Below are 16,991 nucleotides of genomic sequence, written 5' to 3'. Positions count from 1 at the left end.
GCTCACGCTCCCGTGGCGACGAGTACGGCGGCGACCGCGAGGACCACGGTGCCGGCGAGCAGCGCGCTCACATAGGTCTGCAGATTGCCGGTCTGGGCCCGTCGCACGGCGGCGCCGAGCCAGCGGGGCAGGGTTCCCGCGCCGCGTACGTAGGTGTCGACGACCTCCCGGTCGAGGAACCGTACGAGGCTCGCGCCGGCCCGGACCGGGCGGACGAAGAGGGCCGAGTACACGGCGTCCAGGTGGAAGCCGGCGGCCGCGTGCCGGTGCAGTGGTCCGAGCAGCAGGCGTCCGGGGTCCGACGGGTCGGGTGCGTACGCGATGTCCCCGTAGGCCGGTTCGTGGCTGGCGATGGCCTCCGCCTCGACCCGTCCGGCGTCGCCCCCGGGATGGGCGGCGACGGCGCCGAGGGGGACGCGGGCTGCCGCGTGGGCGGTGGTGTGCCGCCAGGTGGCGTAGGTGATGATGCCGCCGACCAGGGCCACGCCGGTGCCGAGCACGGAGGTGGTGAGCGTCGGGGTCAGGCCGCGGCCGTCGAACCAGTCGGGCAGCACGCGGAAGGCGAGGCCGCCGAGCGCGAGGGACGGTACGGCGAGCACCCACAGCACGACGGTCATGGGCAGCGGCTGCCTGCCGTGGTCGGGGGCCTCGGTGCCGTGTCCGCGGAAGGCCAGCAGCCACAGGCGCATCGCGTACGCCGCGGTGAGCAGGGCGGTGACGAGACCGGCGAGGAGCACGATCCAGCCCGCCGCGGAGGGGGCGTGTTCGGTGTGGCCGGTGACGACGTGCTCGGCGGCCCCGAGGACGGCCTCCTTGGAGAAGAAGCCGCTGAACGGCGGGATCGCGGCGAGCGCGAGGAGTGCCACGGTCATCGTCCAGTAGGCGTCGGGGACGCGGTCGCGCAGGTGGCCCATGCGGGACATGGCGGCCAGCGAGTTGGTGCCGGCGGCGTGGATGATCACGCCGGCGGCGAGGAACAGCAGCGCCTTGAAGGCGCCGTGGGACAGGAGGTGGAAGACGGCGGCGCCGCGGTCGGCGACGGCGAGGGCGCCGGTCATGTAGCCGAGCTGGCCGATCGTCGAGTAGGCGAGAACCCGCTTGATGTCGTCCTGGGCGAGGGCGGCGAGCGCCGAGCCGGCCATGGTGACGGCGGCCATGACGGCGAGGACGGTCATCGCGGCCTGTGAGGCCTCGAAGAGCGGAAGGAGACGGGCGACGAAGTAGACACCGGCGGCCACCATGGTCGCGGCGTGGATCAGCGCGGAGACGGGGGTCGGGCCCGCCATCGCGTCGGGGAGCCAGGTGTGCAGCGGGAACTGCGCCGACTTGCCGGCCACGCCCGCCAGGAGCAGCAGGGCGATCAGGGTGGGGTGTTCGATGCCGCCGTTCGCGACGGCGCCGAGGATCCGGGTGATGCGGAAGGACCCGGCTTCGGTGGCCAGGGCGAACAGGCCGATGAGGAAGGGGACGTCGCCGAGCTTGGTGACCAGGAAGGCCTTGAGGGAGGCGGCGCGGGCCTCGGGGGTCTCCCAGTAGTGGCCGACGAGGAAGTAGGAGCAGATGCCCATCACTTCCCAGCCGACCAGCAGCACCATCAGGTCGCCGGAGTAGACGACCAGGAGCATCGCGGAGGTGAACAGCGAGACCAGGGCGGCGTAGGAGGGGTAGCGCGGGTCGTCGCGCAGATAGCCCGTCGAGTAGATCTGCACACAGCCGGCGACGACGGTCACCAGGACGGCGGTCAGCGCGGCGAAGCCGTCGATGTGCAGAGCGAGTTCGACGGGAACCGAGCCGGTCGGGGTGAGTTCGGTGGCGGCGTCGACCGCCCCGTCGCCACCTTGGCGCGCGGCGACCAGGACGGCCGACGCGAGCGACACGAGGGTCGGCAGGACGGCGAGGGGGCGGACGAAGCCGGGGGCGGCGCGCCCCAGGAGCAGCCCGGCGATCGCGCCGAGGAACGGAAGGAGGGGGACGAGGACGGCGAGGGTGGTCGTGGTCACGCGGTGGCCTCAGCCTTCTCGCCGGCAGCCCGGGGCGCGGGTGCTTCGCGGCCGGTGGCGTCGCTGTCGGGGTCGTCGGGCTCGTGGCCCTCGGCGGTGTCGCGGAGCTTGTCGATGTCCGAGGTGCCGCGGTTGCGGTACACGGCGAGGACGATCGCCAGGCCGATGCCGATCTCGGCGGCGGCGATGGCGATGGTGAACAGGGCCAGCGCCTGGCCGGAATGCAGGGTTTCCTCGGCGGCCCGGCTGAGCCAGACGTCGAAGGCGACCAGGTTGAGGTTGACGGCGTTGAGCATCAGCTCGACCGACATCAGGACCAGGATCGCGTTGCGGCGGGCCAGGACGCCGTAAAGGCCGGTGCAGAAGAGGAGGGCGGACAGCACGGCGGGATAGGCGAGGTGCATCAGCGGTCCCCTTCCGTCCCGGGCCGGGTGGCGTCCGCGCGGGTCGCGGTGTCGGCCTTCGCCCTGCGGGACAGGACGATCGCGCCGACGAGGGCGGCGAGCAGGAGGACGGAGAGGGCCTCGAAGGGGAGGACCCAGTGCTGGAAGAGGCTCGCGCCGGTCACCTCGGTGGAGCCGGCGGGGGCACCGTCCAGGTCGATCCAGGTGGTCCGGAAGGCGTCCACGACCACCCACACCAGGGCGGCCGCGGCGGCGACGGACACGGCGAGGGCGACCCAGCGGTTGCCGGAGTCCGCGTCCGGTGAGCGGCCGATGGGGGCGCGGGTGAGCATCAGCCCGAACAGAAGGAGGACGACGACGGAGCCGACGTAGATGAGGACCTGCACCCAGGCGATGAACTCGGCGGTGAGCAGGAGGTATTCGACGGCGAGGCCGCCGAGGGCCACCACCAGCCAGAGGGCCGCGTGCACCAGCTGCCGGGTGGTGACGGTGATGACGGCGGCCCCGAGGGTGACCAGACCGACGAGGAGGAAGGCGATCTCCACCCCGGTCGGGGAGAGGAAGCCGTGCGTCTCGGCGGCGGTGGTGGTCGTGGCGTGCGCGGCCGTTCCAGCGGCTGCGGCGAGGGTCACGACTCCTCCTCCTGCGGTTCGGCCTGGGCGGCGGCGAGCTTGTCGGCGGTCTTGCGGGCGGCGGCGAGTTCCTTCGGCTCGTCGGCGCCGGGGTCGAGCGCGGGCGGGGCCGGGACGGTCCACATCCACTCGCGGAGCTTGTCCCGTTCATGGGTGAGGTCGCGGATGTCGGTCTCGGCGTACTCGAACTCCGGGGACCAGAACAGGGCGTCGAAAGGACAGACCTCGATGCAGATACCGCAGTACATGCACAGGGAGAAGTCGATGGCGAAGCGGTCGAGGACGTTGCGGCTGCGCTCGCGGCCGCCGGGGGTCGCCGCCGGGACCGTCTCCTTGTGGGAGTCGATGTAGATGCACCAGTCCGGGCACTCGCGGGCGCACAGCATGCAGACCGTGCAGTTCTCCTCGAACAGGCCGATCACTCCGCGGGTGCGGGGCGGGAGGTCGGGCTGGGTGTCGGGGTACTGGTCGGTGACGGACTTCTTCGTCATCGTCCGCAGGGTGACGGCCAGGCCCTTGGCCAGGCCGGAGCCGGGGAGGGGAGCCATGGTTACCGGATCACCACCTTGACGATGCCGGTGAGGGCGATCTGGGCGAGGGAGAGGGGGACGAGGAGGGTCCAGGAGAACTTCTGGAGCTGGTCCTCGCGCAAGCGGGGGTAGGTGACGCGGAGCCAGATGACGACGAAGGCGAGGACGGCGGTCTTCAGCAGGGTCCAGACCCAGCCGAGCCCGTCGGCGCCCCAGGGGCCGTGCCAGCCGCCCAGGAACAGGACGGTGGTCAGGCCGCACAGGACGACGATCCCGGCGTACTCGGCGAGGAGGAACAGGGCGAAGCGCAGACCGGTGTACTCGGTGTACGCGCCGAAGATGATCTCCGAGTCGGCGACCGGCATGTCGAAGGGGGGCCGCTGGAGTTCGGCGAGGCCGGCGATGAAGAAGACGAGCGCGCCGGTGATCTGCCAGGGCACCCACCACCACTCGAAGGCGTCGAGGATGCCGACGAGGGAGACGGTTCCGGCCGCCATCGCCACGGAGGCGGCGGTGAGCAGCATCGGGAGTTCGTAGGCGAGGAGCTGGGCGGCGGTGCGCAGGCCGCCCAGGAGGGAGAACTTGTTGGCGGAGGCCCAGCCGGCCATGAGCGAGCCGAGGACGCCGACGCCCATGACGGCGAGCACGAAGAACACGCCCGCGTCCAGCACCTGTCCGACCGCGCCCTCGCCCGGTCCGATCGGGATGGCGAGCAGGACGAGGAGATAGGGCAGGAGGGCGACGGCGGGGGCGAGCTGGAAGATGCGGCGGTCGGCGCCGGCCGGGACCACGTCCTCCTTCTGCGCGAACTTCACGCCGTCGGCGATGAGCTGGGCCCAGCCGTGGAAGCCGCCGGCGTACATCGGGCCGAGGCGGCCCTGCATGTGGGCCATCACCTTGTGCTCGGTCTGACCCACGATCAGCGGGAAGGTGAGGAAGACGACGAACACGACCAGGAGTCGCAGGGCGACGTCGAGCACGTCGTTCACCGCGGGCCTCCTGAGGGGTCTTCGGGGTCGGTGGTCCGGGAGTCGGGAGTCGGGGGATCAGTGGTCCGGGAGCCGTCGTCGCCGGTCTCGGGGAGTGCGTCCGCGGCCGCCCGGGATGCGCCGTCGCCCTGGCCCTCGGTCTCGGGCTCCGGCTCGGTGGCGCGCTCCGGTTCCGGCTCCGTGTAGGCCGGGCGGGCGTGGTGCCAGGGGGCGTCCGGGCTGCGCGGGGCGGCGGGTGGCTTACGGTCGGGTCGGCCCTCGGCGGGGACGGGCTCGCCGCCCGTTGCCGCGGCTTCGTCCGAGGCGGCACGTTGGCTCGCGGATCCCTCGGACGCGGTGCGCGCCCGGCGCGGGGCGGCGGGTGTGTCCGAGCGCTGCGACGCCGACCCCTCGCTCGCGCTCCGCGCCCGTCGCTGCGGACCCGCGCCCGGCTCGGGACGCGCCTCGGCCGACTGGCTCACGGAACCCTCCGCCGCCGTACGCGAGCGACGCGGCGGAGCGGCATCCCCGGTGGGCGTCTGACTCGCCGAGCCCTCCGCCGCCGTACGCGAGCGACGCGGCGGGGCGGCGGACCGGTCGGGAGCCTCCCCGGTGGGCGTCTGGCCGGCCGAGCCCTCCGCCGCCGTGCGGGTGCGGCGTGGTGGGCGGTCGCCGGCTGTGCGGGCCGCGGCGGCCGCCGGCCTGCCCGCGCCGCGGGCCGGGCGGGCCGGGCGGGCCGGGGCCGGGGGGAGCTGGCCCTTCAGGGGGCCCCATTCGTTCGGGTCGGGGACGCCCGGGGGCAGCATCTGGCGGCGCTTGGGGCCGCCGTGCTCGGACTCACCGGGTTCCTTGGCACCGGGCCAGGCCTTGGCGACCCGGGCCGCGAGGACGAAGTCCTTGCGCAGCGGGTGGCCCTCAAAGTTGTCCGGGAGGAGGAGGTGGTCCAGACCCGGGTGATCCGTGAAGCCGACGCCGAACATCTCGTGCGTCTCGCGCTCGTGCCAGGCGGCGCCCGCGTAGACCTCCACGGCGGACGGCAGCGCCGGGGCGTCGTGCGGCACCGTGGTGCGCAGCAGCAGACGCCGTACCGGAGCCAGGGCGGCGACGTGCGCCGTCACGCGGAATCCCGTGCCGGGTTCGTCGACCGCGCTCAGCCAGTCGAAGAAGGTGCAGCCGAGACGGTCACGCGCGGTCCGAAGGGCGGTGATCCAGGAGGCGGGCGGTACGTCGACGGTCAGGACGCCGTACGACTCCTCCGCCGTGGCCTCCGTGCCGAAGAGTTCCTCGGTGCCGGCGGGGAGCCAGCCGACCGCGGTCATCGGCCCTCCCCCTCACCGGCCGGGGCCGGAGGACGGACCAGTCCGCTCTGCAGCGCCGCCGCCGAGGGCCGCGCGCCACCGGACCCGTACCGCTCCCCCAGCGATTCCCTGGCGATCTTCTCCTGGAGCTTCAGGATCCCCTGGAGCAGCGCCTCGGGCCGGGGCGGGCAGCCGGGGACGTAGACGTCGACCGGGATGATCTGGTCCACGCCCTTGGTGACGGAGTACGAGTCCCAGTACGGGCCGCCGCAGTTGCTGCAGGCACCGAAGGAGATGACGTACTTGGGCTCGGGCATCTGCTCGTACAGGCGCTTCACCGCAGGCGCCATCTTGTCCGTGACCGTGCCCGAGACCACCATCAGGTCGGCCTGGCGCGGCCCCGGGGCAAAGGGGATGACGCCGAGGCGGATGAAGTCGTGCCGGGCCATCGACGCGGCGATGAACTCGATCGCGCAGCAGGCCAGGCCGAAGTTGAAGACCCAGAGCGAGTAGCGGCGGCCCCAGTTGAGGACCACCTTCATCGGCTCGGGCGCCAGCCGGGCGAGCGCGCCGAGCCTCTTCGGTTCCGGAAGCAGGACCGGCTCGGTGGCGGCAGGGTTCACGTCCATGTCAGGACGCCCTTCTTGTATGCGTACAGCAGACCCACGGCGAGGAAGCCGAGGAAGACGAACATCTCCACGAGGGTGGTGGCGCCGTAGCCGTCGGCGGCGAAGACGGTCGCCCAGGGGAACAGGAAGATCGAGTCGACGGCGAAGATCACGTAGAGGAAGGCGTAGACGTAGTAGCGGACCTGGGTGTGGGCCCAGCCCTCGCCGACGGGATCGACGCCGCACTCGTACGTCAGGAGCTTCTCGGGCGTGGGCACCACCGGACGCAGCAGGCGTCCCGCACCGAAGGCGACGGCGACGAACAGCAGGCCGACGACGGCGAGCAGTCCGACGACCGAGTAGGACTGGAAGTAGTCCGCCGCGACGACGGTCGTTTCCCGCACGTCCGCCCCTCACTTCCTCGGATCGGCGCCCGGGCCCATGTCTGTCCCGTGCCCTCGATCTCTGCCGGTGAACGCCGAACGCCCTGGTTCGACGATCTGTACGCACGGGAGTCTAGGCCCTGATAAAGGACCGGTAAGCAGCCCGTCACCGGTCGGGACGCGGGGGTGGGGTTTTCCTCAGTCTCCGTGGGCGGTCCGCATCATGGCGCCGGCCCCCGGCTGCGGGCAGGCTAGGACGCATGACCGAACCATTCGCGCCCCCGGGCCCGCCTGTGAGGGCGGTCCCGGAACCGGCCGGGCCCGGCGACGGCCCGCCGCCGGCCCGTTTCGCCTACGACGTGCACACCTGGAAGGAGATCGTGCATCTCCTGGCGAATCTGCCGGTGTCGCTCGTCGGCTTCACCTACACGGTGACCATGCTGTTCACCGGCGCCGGGCTGACCGTGACGGTGATCGGGCTCCCGCTGCTCGCCGCGGGGCTGATGGGCGCGCGACTGCTGGGCCGGCTGGAGCGGGCGCGGGCCAGGAAGCTGCTCGGGGTGCGGGTGGAGGAGCCGAGCCCGCTGCCGTGGCGGGGATCCGGGGGGTTCTGGCCGCGGCTGTGGCTGGCGCTCAAGGACCCGGTGGGCTGGCGCACGGTGCTGTACGAGCTGATGCGGCTGCCGTGGGGGATCGTCACCTTCGTCGTCACGCTGACCGGTCTGTTCGTGCTGTGGCCGGTGCTGCCGTTCGTCGTGCGGGCCCTGGCCGACGCGGACCGGGCGATGGTGCGGGGTCTGCTGTCGCCCTCCGACGAACTGGAGCGGCGCATCGCCGAGCTGGAGTCCGACCGGGGTGTGGTGGTGGACACGGCGGCTGCGGACCTGAGGCGCATCGAGCGCGATCTGCACGACGGGGCGCAGGCGCGGCTGGTCAATCTGGCGATGGGGCTGGGCCTGGCCAAGGAGAAGCTCCTGGAGGATCCCGACGCCGCCGCGTCCATGGTGGAGGAGGCGCACGGCGAGGTGAAGCTGGCCCTGCAGGAGCTGCGGGACCTGGCGCGCGGTATCCATCCCGCGGTGCTGACCGACCGTGGGCTGGACGCCGCGCTGTCCTCCGTCGCCACGCGCTGCACGGTGCCGGTGACGGTGACGGTCGACCTGGACGAGCGCCCGGCCGCGGCGATCGAGGGCATCGCCTACTTCACCGTCTCGGAGCTGCTGCAGAACGTCAGCAAGCACAGCGGTGCCCGGTCGGCATCGGTCGAGGCCTGGCGGTCGGAGGGCCGGCTCTTCCTCCAGGTCCGGGACGACGGGCACGGAGGGGCGAGCCTGGACGGCGGGACGGGCATGCGGGGCCTGGCCGACCGGCTGGACGCGGTGGACGGTCTGTTCGTCGTGGACTCGCCGGTGGGCGGTCCGACGACGGTGACGGCGGAGCTGCCGTGGCGCGACCGTTCCGGCCGGCTCGCCCCGGACGCGCGCACGGCGAAGAGGGCGTCCGTCCGCGGCCGGGGGTAGGGAAAACCCCCCGTCCAAGACTGCGACGGACTCCATGGTCCGCCGACCTGCGGCGGAGCAGTCTGGAGATACGACAGCACAGCTCCGGACGAGAAGAAGGACGACGCCGATGGCCACGGAGTACGGACAGGGTTACGGGCTCCACACGGAGCCCGGACAGCACGCCGGGGGACGGCGGCACCGACTGCCGGCCGCGCTGCGGGCGCCGGTCGAAGGACGCACGTGGCGCGAGCTCGGGTATGTGCTGCTGAGCCTGCCGATCAGCATTCTGCTGTTCACGTACGCGGTCACGATGGTGTCGCTGGGGGCGGGCCTGCTGGTGACGTTCCTCGGCGTGCCGGTGCTGGCGGCCGCGCTCGCCGGCTGCCGCGGCCTCGGGTCGGTGGAACGGGCGCGGGCACGGGGGCTGCTGGGCCTGGAGGTGGGCGAGCCGGAGCCGTTGCGGACCAAGCGGAACGGGCTCATGGCGTGGGTCGGTGCCGTGCTCAAGAGCGGCGCCTCCTGGCGGTCCCTGCTGTACGCGGTGCTGCAGCTGCCGTGGGCGGTGCTCTCCTTCACCGTCACCGTGACGTTCTGGTCGCTGGGCTGGACGCTGCTGACGTATCCGCTGTGGTTCTGGGTCTACCCCGCGTACGGCGGGCAGGACGGCATGCAGCTGTACGGCGACGAGACCCACCGGATCTATCTGGACAACCCGTTCGAGATCACGGTGACGGCGGGGGTGGGCCTGCTGTTCACGCTCGCCACGCCGTGGATCGTGCGGGCGCTGACGATGGTGGACCGTCTGATGGTGCACGGGCTGCTCGGGCCGTCCCGGCTGGCCACGCGGGTGGTGGAGCTGGAGTCGGACCGCGGGGCCGTGGTGGACACGGCGGCGGCCGACCTGCGGCGCATCGAGCGCGATCTGCACGACGGGGCGCAGGCCCGGCTGGTGGCGCTGGCCATGGACCTGGGTCTGGCGAAGGAGAAGCTGCGGGAGGACCCGCAGGTCGCGGCGCAGATGGTGGACGAGGCGCACGGTGAGGTGAAGACGGCCCTGCAGGAGCTGCGGGACCTGGCCCGCGGTATCCACCCGGCGGTGCTGACCGACCGGGGGCTGGACGCGGCGCTCTCCTCGGTGGCCTCGCGGTGCACGGTCCCGGTGCAGGTGGAGGTGGACCTCACCGAGCGGCCCGCGCCGGCCATCGAGGGCATCGCCTACTTCACGGCCTCGGAGCTGCTGCAGAACATCAGCAAGCACGCGCGGGCGACCTGGGCGGCCGTGGAGGTGTGGCGGTCGGAGAACCGGCTGATGCTCCAGGTCGTGGACAACGGGGTGGGCGGCGCCGACACCTCCCGGGGTTCCGGGCTGTCGGGGCTGGCGGAGCGGCTGGACGCGGTGGACGGGATCCTGGTGGTGGACTCCCCGGCCGGCGGTCCGACCCGGGTCACCGCCGAACTGCCGTGGCGCGCGGAGGGGACCCGATGACCGCGGGCCGGCACACGGACTGAACGCCGCCCGCCGGTTCACCGCCGGGCGGGCGGACGTCCGTACGGACGGGCAACCCTGATGACACCCCCAATCGCGTTGCCCGGGCCCGTCCCACCGGCGGATGCTGGAATGCTGGACCTGTTGACGACCGGACCCGCCAGAAGGGCGGGCCCGGCGCAGTGGTGTGGGGGGCCGAGGGACGTGGAGGACAGGGTGCGGGTGGTCATCGCCGAGGATTCGGTGCTGCTGCGGGAGGGCCTGACCCGGTTGCTGACCGACCGGGGGCACGAGGTCGTGGCGGGTGTCGGCGACGGCGAGGCGCTGCTCAAGACCGTCACCGAGCTGGACGGCCGGAACCTGCTCCCGGACGTCGTGGTGGCGGACGTACGGATGCCGCCGACGCACACGGACGAGGGGGTGCGGGCGGCGGTGCAGCTGCGCAAGACGTATCCGGGTGTCGGGGTGCTGGTGCTCTCGCAGTACGTGGAGGAGCGGTACGCCACGGAACTGCTCGCCGGTTCCAGCCGGGGCGTCGGCTATCTGCTGAAGGACCGGGTGGCCGAGGTGCGCGAGTTCGTGGACGCGGTGGTCCGCGTGGCCGAGGGGGGTACGGCGCTGGACCCGGAGGTCGTCGCGCAGCTGCTGGGGCGCAGCCGCAAGCAGGACGTGCTCGCGGGGCTCACCCCGCGCGAGCGGGAGGTCCTGGGGCTGATGGCCGAGGGGCGGACGAACTCGGCGATCGCCAGGCAGCTCGTGGTCAGCGACGGTGCGGTGGAGAAGCACGTCAGCAACATCTTCCTGAAGCTGGGGCTCTCCCCGAGCGACGGCGACCACCGGCGGGTCCTGGCCGTTCTCACCTACCTCAACTCCTGAGGACGTGCGAAAAGCCTAGTGGGACGTCTCGAAGTCGTGTCCAACATGCGAATGACCCAAGGAAGGCGACCCTTACGGTCGTAGGGTTGATCCGGGGAAGGCCTGCGGGAAGGCCGTCCCGGACAGCCGCCCTCGAGGAGGTCCAGTTCAGTGACCAGCCAGGTCAGCAGCACAGCGGAGCAGGCCGACGGAGCAGTCGTAGGAGAGCAGCGCAAAGCGGTGGGCACGAAGGACGTCCGCCGGCTCGACCGAGTGATCATCAGGTTCGCGGGGGACTCGGGTGACGGCATGCAGCTCACCGGTGACCGTTTCACCTCGGAGACCGCGTCCTTCGGCAACGATCTGTCCACGCTGCCGAACTTCCCGGCCGAGATCCGCGCGCCCGCCGGCACCCTGCCCGGTGTCTCGTCCTTCCAGCTGCATTTCGCCGACCACGACATCCTCACGCCCGGCGACGCCCCCAACGTCCTGGTCGCGATGAACCCGGCCGCGCTGAAGGCCAACATCGGCGACCTGCCGCGCGGCGCGGAGATCATCGTCAACACGGACGAGTTCACCAAGCGGGCGATGCAGAAGGTCGGCTACGACGCCTCCCCGCTGGAGGACGGCTCGCTGGACGGCTACCAGCTGCACCCGGTGCCGCTGACCACGCTGACCGTGGAGGCGCTCAAGGAGTTCGACCTGACCCGCAAGGAGGCCGAGCGCAGCAAGAACATGTTCGCGCTCGGGCTGCTGAGCTGGATGTACCACCGGCCCACCGAGGGCACGGAGAAGTTCCTGAGGTCGAAGTTCGCCAAGAAGCCCGACATCGCGGCGGCGAACATCGCGGCGTTCCGGGCGGGCTGGAACTTCGGTGAGACCACGGAGGACTTCGCGGTCTCCTACGAGGTGGCGCCGGCGGCGACGGCGTTCCCGCCGGGGGTCTACCGCAACATCTCCGGGAACCTGGCCCTGTCCTACGGGCTGGTCGCCGCGTCCCGGCAGGCGGACCTGCCGTTGTTCCTGGGCTCCTATCCGATCACTCCGGCGTCGGACATCCTGCACGAGCTGAGCCGGCACAAGAACTTCGGCGTGCGCACCTTCCAGGCGGAGGACGAGATCGCCGGCATCGGGGCGGCGCTGGGCGCGGCGTTCGGTGGGTCGCTGGCGGTGACCACGACGTCCGGCCCCGGTGTGGCGCTCAAGAGCGAGACGATCGGTCTGGCGGTGTCGCTGGAGCTGCCGCTGCTGATCGTGGACATCCAGCGCGGGGGCCCGTCCACCGGTCTGCCGACCAAGACGGAGCAGGCGGACCTGCTGCAGGCCATGTACGGCCGCAACGGCGAGGCGCCGGTCCCGGTCGTCGCGCCGCGCACTCCGGCGGACTGCTTCGACGCCGCCCTGGAGGCGGCGCGGATCGCGCTGACCTACCGCACGCCCGTCTTCCTGCTCTCCGACGGCTATCTGGCCAACGGCAGCGAGCCGTGGCGGATCCCGGACCTGGAGGAGCTGCCCGATCTGCGGGTGCGGTTCGCGCAGGGGCCCAATCACGCCCTGGACGACGGCACCGAGGTGTTCTGGCCCTACAAGCGCGACCCGCAGACCCTGGCCCGCCCCTGGGCGATCCCCGGCACGCCGGGTCTGGAGCACCGCATCGGCGGCATCGAGAAGCAGGACGGCACGGGCAACATCTCCTACGACCCGGCCAACCACGACCACATGGTCCGCACCCGCCAGGCCAAGGTCGACGGCATCGAGGTGCCGGACGTGGAGGTCGACGACCCGGACGGGACCGCGCGCGTTCTGGTGCTCGGCTGGGGTTCGACCTACGGCCCCGTCACGGCGGCCGTGCGGCGGCTGCGTGCCGCCGGGGAGTCGGTCGCCCAGGCCCACCTGCGGCATCTGAACCCCTTCCCGCGCAACCTCGGGGCGGTTCTCGAGAGATACGACAAGGTGGTGATCCCCGAGATGAACCTCGGGCAGCTGGCCACCCTCATCCGGGCGAAGTACCTGGTCGACGCTCACTCGTACAACCAGGTCAACGGCATGCCGTTCAAGGCGGAGCAGCTCGCCGCGGCGCTGAAGGAGGCCATCGATGACTGACGCCAACGCGCTGCTCCAGCTCGTCCCCAAGGCCGAGGGCAAGCAGTCCATGAAGGACTTCAAGTCCGACCAGGAGGTGCGCTGGTGCCCCGGCTGCGGCGACTACGCCGTCCTCGCCGCCGTGCAGGGCTTCATGCCCCAGCTCGGCCTGGCGAGGGAGAACATCGTCTTCGTCTCCGGCATCGGCTGCTCCTCCCGTTTCCCGTACTACATGAACACCTACGGGATGCACTCCATCCACGGCCGGGCCCCGGCCATCGCCACCGGCCTGGCCGCCTCGCGCCGTGACCTGTCGGTGTGGGTGGTCACCGGTGACGGCGACGCCCTGTCGATCGGCGGCAACCACCTCATCCACGCCCTGCGGCGGAACGTCAACCTCAAGATCCTGCTCTTCAACAACCGGATCTACGGTCTGACCAAGGGCCAGTACTCCCCCACCTCCGAGGTCGGCAAGATCACCAAGTCGACGCCGATGGGGTCCCTGGACGCGCCCTTCAACCCGGTGTCGCTGGCCCTCGGGGCCGAGGCCTCCTTCGTCGCCCGCACCGTCGACTCCGACCGCAAGCACCTCACGGAGGTGCTGCGCCAGGCGGCCGACCATCCCGGCACGGCACTGGTGGAGATCTACCAGAACTGCAACATCTTCAACGACGGCGCCTTCGAGGTCCTCAAGGACCGGCAGCAGGCCGAGGAGGCCGTGATCCGCCTGGAGCACGGCGAGCCGATCCGCTTCGGCGCCGACCGGTCCAAGGGCGTCGTGCGCGACGCGCGGACCGGCGACCTGAGGGTGGTCACGGTGACCCCGGAGAACGAGGCCGAGATCCTGGTCCACGACGCGCACTCCGCGTCCCCGACCACCGCGTTCGCCCTGTCGCGGCTCGCCGACCCCGACACCCTGCACAACACGCCCATCGGCGTCTTCCGTTCGGTCGACCGGCCCGTCTACGACACCCTCATGGCGGACCAGCTCGACGCCGCCGTGGAGCAGAACGGCAAGGGCGACCTCGGCGCCCTCCTCGCCGGCGGCGACACCTGGACCGTCGTCGGCTGAACCACGTCACGGTGCACCTCGGGCCCGGGCGCTCTACGGCGTCCGGACCTCGTCGTAGGCCTGCCGGGCCGCGAGCACGTCGGTCATGCGCTTCTCGGTCCACAGGGCCAGGTCGCGCACCTGTGCGGCGGCCTCACGGCCCAGGCCGGTGAGGGAGTAGTCGACGCGGGGCGGGATGACCGGCTTGGCGTCGCGGTGGACCATGCCGTCGCGCTCCAGGGTCTGGAGGGTCTGGGTGAGCATCTTCTCGCTGACCCTGCCGATCGCCCGGCGCAGTTCGCTGAAGCGGTACGGGCGCTCCAGGAGCTGGATCAGCACGAGGACGCCCCAGCGGCTGGTCACGTGTTCCAGGACCAGACGGTGCGGGCACATGGCCTCGCTCTCCCCGCTCCGGCCACCATCACTTACTGCCATGCCCGTACCTTACTTCAAAGTGGGTACTTTCCCATAGTTAGCGCCGCTCCTAGGGTTAGTGGCACATCCACCCCACAAGGAGTTTCGAACCATGAGCATCGTCGTCACCGGAGCCACCGGAAAGCTCGGCCGCCACGTCGTGGAGCAGCTGCTGGAGCAGGTTCCGGCCGAACAGGTCACCGCCGTCGTCCGCAGCGCCGAGAAGGCGGCGGACCTCACCGGGCGCGGGGTGCGCGTCGCGGTCGCCGACTACAACGCCCCCGAGACCTTCGACGGCGTGTTCGCCCCCGGCGACAAGGTGCTGCTGATCTCCGGCAACGAGTTCGACAAGGGAAGGGTGGGACAGCACCGGGTCGTCATCGACGCGGCGAAGGCCGCCGGTGTCGCCCTGCTCGCCTACACCAGCGCCCCCGGCGCGCTGACCGCCGCCCTCGCCGACGACCACCGCGGCACGGAGGAGGCACTGCTCGGCTCGGGCGTGCCCTACGCGCTGCTGCGCAACGGCTGGTACCACGAGAACTACACCGAGAACCTCGCTCCGGTGCTGGAGCACGGGGCGGTTCTCGCCGCCGCCGGTGAGGGCCGGGTCTCCTCCGCCTCGCGGGCCGACTACGCGGCCGCCGCCGTCACCGTGCTGACCGGTGACGGGCACGAGAACAAGACCTACGAGCTGGGCGGCGACGAAGCGTGGAGCTTCGCCGAGTACGCGGCCGAGCTGAGCCGGCAGACCGGCAGGGAAATCGTCTACAACCCGGTGACGCCCGACGCGCTCACCGGCATCCTGGCCGGCGCCGGGGTGCCCGAGCCGATGGCGGCCGTCCTCGCGGGCGTGGACCTCTCCATCGAGAAGGGCGAGCTCGCCGTGGACAGCGGCGATCTGTCCCGGCTGGCCGGCCGCCCGACCACTCCGCTCGCCGAGGCCGTGGCCGCCGCGCTGAAGGGCTGACCCGGACGCCGTCAGGAGCCCCGGGACCTCCCGCCCCCGCCCGTCATGACCGTATGCCGGTACGGACATGACACGCGGGGGTGTCCGGCGTTACCGTCGTCCGGCGAGGACCGCGCGCGTTCGGCGCGCATCGCGGAGACAGGGCACACGGCAGGCACGAGGGAGGGCCCGTGACCGGGAAGTCGGCCGCAGAGCGGCGGATAGGACTGCTGAACGGCTTCGCGGCGTACGGCATGTGGGGGCTCGTGCCGCTGTTCTGGCCCCTGCTGAAGCCCGCCGGAGCGGTGGAGATCCTGGCCCACCGGATGGTCTGGTCGCTGTTCTTCGTGGCCGCCGCCCTGCTCGTCGTCCGCCGCTGGGCCTGGCTCGGTGAGCTGGTGCGGCAGCCGCGCAGGCTGGCGCTGGTCACGGTGGCGGCGTCGGTCATCACGGTGAACTGGGGCGTCTACATCTGGTCCGTGAACTCGGGGCATGTCGTCGAGGCCTCCCTCGGCTACTTCATCAACCCGCTGGTCACCATCGCGATGGGCGTGCTGCTCCTGAAGGAGCGCCTGCGGCCCACGCAGTGGGCGGCGGTCGGGGTCGGCGCCGCGGCGGTGCTGGTCCTCACGATCGGTTACGGCCAGCCGCCGTGGATCTCGCTCTGTCTCGCCTTCTCCTTCGCCACCTACGGGCTGGTGAAGAAGAAGGTCAACCTCGGCGGTGTCGAGTCGCTGGCCGCGGAGACGGCGATCCAGTTCCTGCCCGCCCTCGGCTTCCTGCTGTGGCTGGGCGCCCGGGGCGAATCGACCTTCGCCGCCGAGGGCGCCGGACACGCGATGCTGCTCGCCGCGACCGGACTCGTCACCGCGCTCCCCCTGGTCTGCTTCGGTGCCGCGGCGATCCGCGTGCCCCTGTCCACGCTGGGGCTGCTGCAGTACCTGGCGCCCGTGTTCCAGTTCGCGCTCGGGGTCCTCTACTTCAAGGAGGCCATGCCGCCCGAGCGCTGGGCCGGTTTCGCGCTGGTGTGGCTGGCGCTCACCCTGCTGACCTGGGACGCACTGCGCACCTCCCGCCGGGCCGCGCGCGTCCTGGCCGACGCCCCCACCCCGCTGCGGACCGCCGCGGCCGCCGATCCGGTGGGCGTCGAGCGGAGCCCGGAGGGCGTGCCCGCCGCGCCCGAGGCCGACGCGCTGGGGACACGGCCGTAGGGGTTGTCCCGCCGAGCCGCCGGGCGTTGTCGGTGCCGGGATCTATAACTGGTGCCATGACGCAGACACCAACTCCGGCCACGCCCGTGCACTGGAAGGTCGTCATCGACGCGGCCGACCCGCACGCGCAGGCCGACTTCTGGGCCGCCGCCCTCCGGTACGTGGTGGAGGACAACAGCGCGCTGATCGGCAGGCTGCTCGGTGCGGGAGCCGTCCCGGCCGAGCTCGTCACCGAGTCCCACGGCCGCCACGCCTGGCGCGACCTGGCGGCGGTACGGCACCCCGACGACCCCTATGACGAGGAGAGCGGCACCGGCCGCGGGCGGCGGCTGCTCTTCCAGCGCGTGCCGGAGGAGAAGACGGTCAAGAACCGGCTGCATCTCGATCTGCATCCCGGTGAGGGGCGCCGCGAGGAGGAGCTCGCCCGGCTCGAGGGGCTCGGTGCGCGGGTGCTGCGACGGGTGGCGGAGCCTTCCGGGAGCTGGCTGGTGATGGCCGACCCGGAAGGCAACGAGTTCTGCCTGCACTAGTGTCCTGAGTCAGGAATTCGGTTCAGATATCCGGCGAGGCGTTCGAGGATGTCGTCCGCGGTCTTCGTCCAGACGAAGGGTTTCGGGTCTT

At 71.8% G+C, this 16,991-nt stretch carries 17 protein-coding genes; 8 read left to right on the top strand and 9 right to left on the bottom strand.

Annotated features, from left to right (window positions below):
• Window positions 1–2: 2 nt before the first annotated feature.
• The 8 genes from ACZ44S_RS35045 to ACZ44S_RS35010 are packed head-to-tail and all read right to left on the bottom strand — an operon-like array spanning window position 3 to window position 6,844.
• Window positions 3–2,000: an NADH-quinone oxidoreductase subunit 5 family protein gene (locus ACZ44S_RS35045; protein ID WP_466936704.1), complete on the bottom strand. Its 1,998-nt coding sequence runs from the start codon at window positions 1,998–2,000 to the stop codon at window positions 3–5.
• On the bottom strand, window positions 1,997–2,404 hold the full coding sequence (nuoK, locus tag ACZ44S_RS35040) for an NADH-quinone oxidoreductase subunit NuoK (protein ID WP_466936702.1): 408 nt from the start codon (window positions 2,402–2,404) through the stop codon (window positions 1,997–1,999). Before nuoK ends, ACZ44S_RS35045 begins: the two co-directional genes overlap by 4 nt.
• Window positions 2,404–3,036 (bottom strand): NADH-quinone oxidoreductase subunit J family protein, encoded by a 633-nt coding sequence (locus ACZ44S_RS35035; protein ID WP_466936700.1) that lies wholly within the window; start codon window positions 3,034–3,036, stop codon window positions 2,404–2,406. The genes nuoK and ACZ44S_RS35035 overlap by 1 nt, the downstream gene beginning before the upstream one ends.
• Window positions 3,033–3,584: a NuoI/complex I 23 kDa subunit family protein gene (locus ACZ44S_RS35030; RefSeq protein WP_466936698.1), complete on the bottom strand. Its 552-nt coding sequence runs from the start codon at window positions 3,582–3,584 to the stop codon at window positions 3,033–3,035. Before ACZ44S_RS35030 ends, ACZ44S_RS35035 begins: the two co-directional genes overlap by 4 nt.
• A 2-nt stretch (window positions 3,585–3,586) precedes the next feature.
• Entirely contained in the window at window positions 3,587–4,555 is a 969-nt protein-coding gene (locus ACZ44S_RS35025; protein WP_190166779.1) for a complex I subunit 1/NuoH family protein, read from the bottom strand.
• A complete protein-coding gene (locus tag ACZ44S_RS35020; RefSeq protein WP_466936696.1) occupies window positions 4,552–5,853 on the bottom strand; it encodes an NADH-quinone oxidoreductase subunit C in 1,302 nt (433 codons plus the stop codon). Before ACZ44S_RS35020 ends, ACZ44S_RS35025 begins: the two co-directional genes overlap by 4 nt.
• Window positions 5,850–6,461: an NADH-quinone oxidoreductase subunit B gene (locus tag ACZ44S_RS35015; protein ID WP_466936694.1), complete on the bottom strand. Its 612-nt coding sequence runs from the start codon at window positions 6,459–6,461 to the stop codon at window positions 5,850–5,852. The genes ACZ44S_RS35020 and ACZ44S_RS35015 overlap by 4 nt, the downstream gene beginning before the upstream one ends.
• Complete coding sequence (locus ACZ44S_RS35010) at window positions 6,452–6,844, bottom strand: NADH-quinone oxidoreductase subunit A (RefSeq protein WP_030823404.1); 393 nt, start codon at window positions 6,842–6,844, stop codon at window positions 6,452–6,454. Before ACZ44S_RS35010 ends, ACZ44S_RS35015 begins: the two co-directional genes overlap by 10 nt.
• Before the next feature lie 239 nt (window positions 6,845–7,083).
• Between ACZ44S_RS35010 and ACZ44S_RS35005 the strand changes: the two genes are divergently transcribed.
• The 5 genes from ACZ44S_RS35005 (at window position 7,084) to ACZ44S_RS34985 (ending at window position 13,820) form a co-directional block, all read left to right on the top strand.
• Window positions 7,084–8,343, top strand: coding sequence for a sensor histidine kinase (locus tag ACZ44S_RS35005; protein ID WP_466936691.1), 1,260 nt, complete (start codon window positions 7,084–7,086; stop codon window positions 8,341–8,343).
• A 109-nt stretch (window positions 8,344–8,452) separates the two neighbouring features.
• On the top strand, window positions 8,453–9,811 hold the full coding sequence (locus tag ACZ44S_RS35000) for a sensor histidine kinase (RefSeq protein WP_466936689.1): 1,359 nt from the start codon (window positions 8,453–8,455) through the stop codon (window positions 9,809–9,811).
• 216 nt (window positions 9,812–10,027) lie between these two features.
• Entirely contained in the window at window positions 10,028–10,687 is a 660-nt protein-coding gene (locus ACZ44S_RS34995; RefSeq protein WP_466936783.1) for a LuxR C-terminal-related transcriptional regulator, read from the top strand.
• A gap of 150 nt (window positions 10,688–10,837) precedes the next feature.
• Complete coding sequence (locus ACZ44S_RS34990) at window positions 10,838–12,769, top strand: 2-oxoacid:acceptor oxidoreductase subunit alpha (protein ID WP_466936687.1); 1,932 nt, start codon at window positions 10,838–10,840, stop codon at window positions 12,767–12,769.
• Window positions 12,762–13,820, top strand: a complete 1,059-nt coding sequence (locus ACZ44S_RS34985; RefSeq protein WP_466936685.1) for a 2-oxoacid:ferredoxin oxidoreductase subunit beta — start codon at window positions 12,762–12,764, stop codon at window positions 13,818–13,820. Before ACZ44S_RS34990 ends, ACZ44S_RS34985 begins: the two co-directional genes overlap by 8 nt.
• 33 nt (window positions 13,821–13,853) lie before the next feature.
• Here ACZ44S_RS34985 and ACZ44S_RS34980 read toward each other — a convergent pair whose 3' ends face one another.
• Window positions 13,854–14,234, bottom strand: a complete 381-nt coding sequence (locus tag ACZ44S_RS34980) for a winged helix-turn-helix transcriptional regulator (RefSeq protein WP_466936683.1) — start codon at window positions 14,232–14,234, stop codon at window positions 13,854–13,856.
• A gap of 91 nt (window positions 14,235–14,325) precedes the next feature.
• Between ACZ44S_RS34980 and ACZ44S_RS34975 the strand changes: the two genes are divergently transcribed.
• From ACZ44S_RS34975 to ACZ44S_RS34965, 3 genes are all read left to right on the top strand, one after another.
• Window positions 14,326–15,180 (top strand): SDR family oxidoreductase, encoded by an 855-nt coding sequence (locus ACZ44S_RS34975; RefSeq protein WP_466936681.1) that lies wholly within the window; start codon window positions 14,326–14,328, stop codon window positions 15,178–15,180.
• A gap of 170 nt (window positions 15,181–15,350) precedes the next feature.
• Complete coding sequence (rarD, locus tag ACZ44S_RS34970; protein ID WP_466936679.1) at window positions 15,351–16,370, top strand: EamA family transporter RarD; 1,020 nt, start codon at window positions 15,351–15,353, stop codon at window positions 16,368–16,370.
• A gap of 56 nt (window positions 16,371–16,426) precedes the next feature.
• Window positions 16,427–16,900: a VOC family protein gene (locus ACZ44S_RS34965; RefSeq protein ID WP_466936677.1), complete on the top strand. Its 474-nt coding sequence runs from the start codon at window positions 16,427–16,429 to the stop codon at window positions 16,898–16,900.
• The last annotated feature ends 91 nt before the right edge of the window (window positions 16,901–16,991 follow it).

Source organism: Streptomyces malachitofuscus (assembly GCF_055571035.1).
The sequence above is the reverse complement of the archived record's forward strand: the minus strand, read 5'-3'. Positions and strand labels throughout refer to the sequence as shown.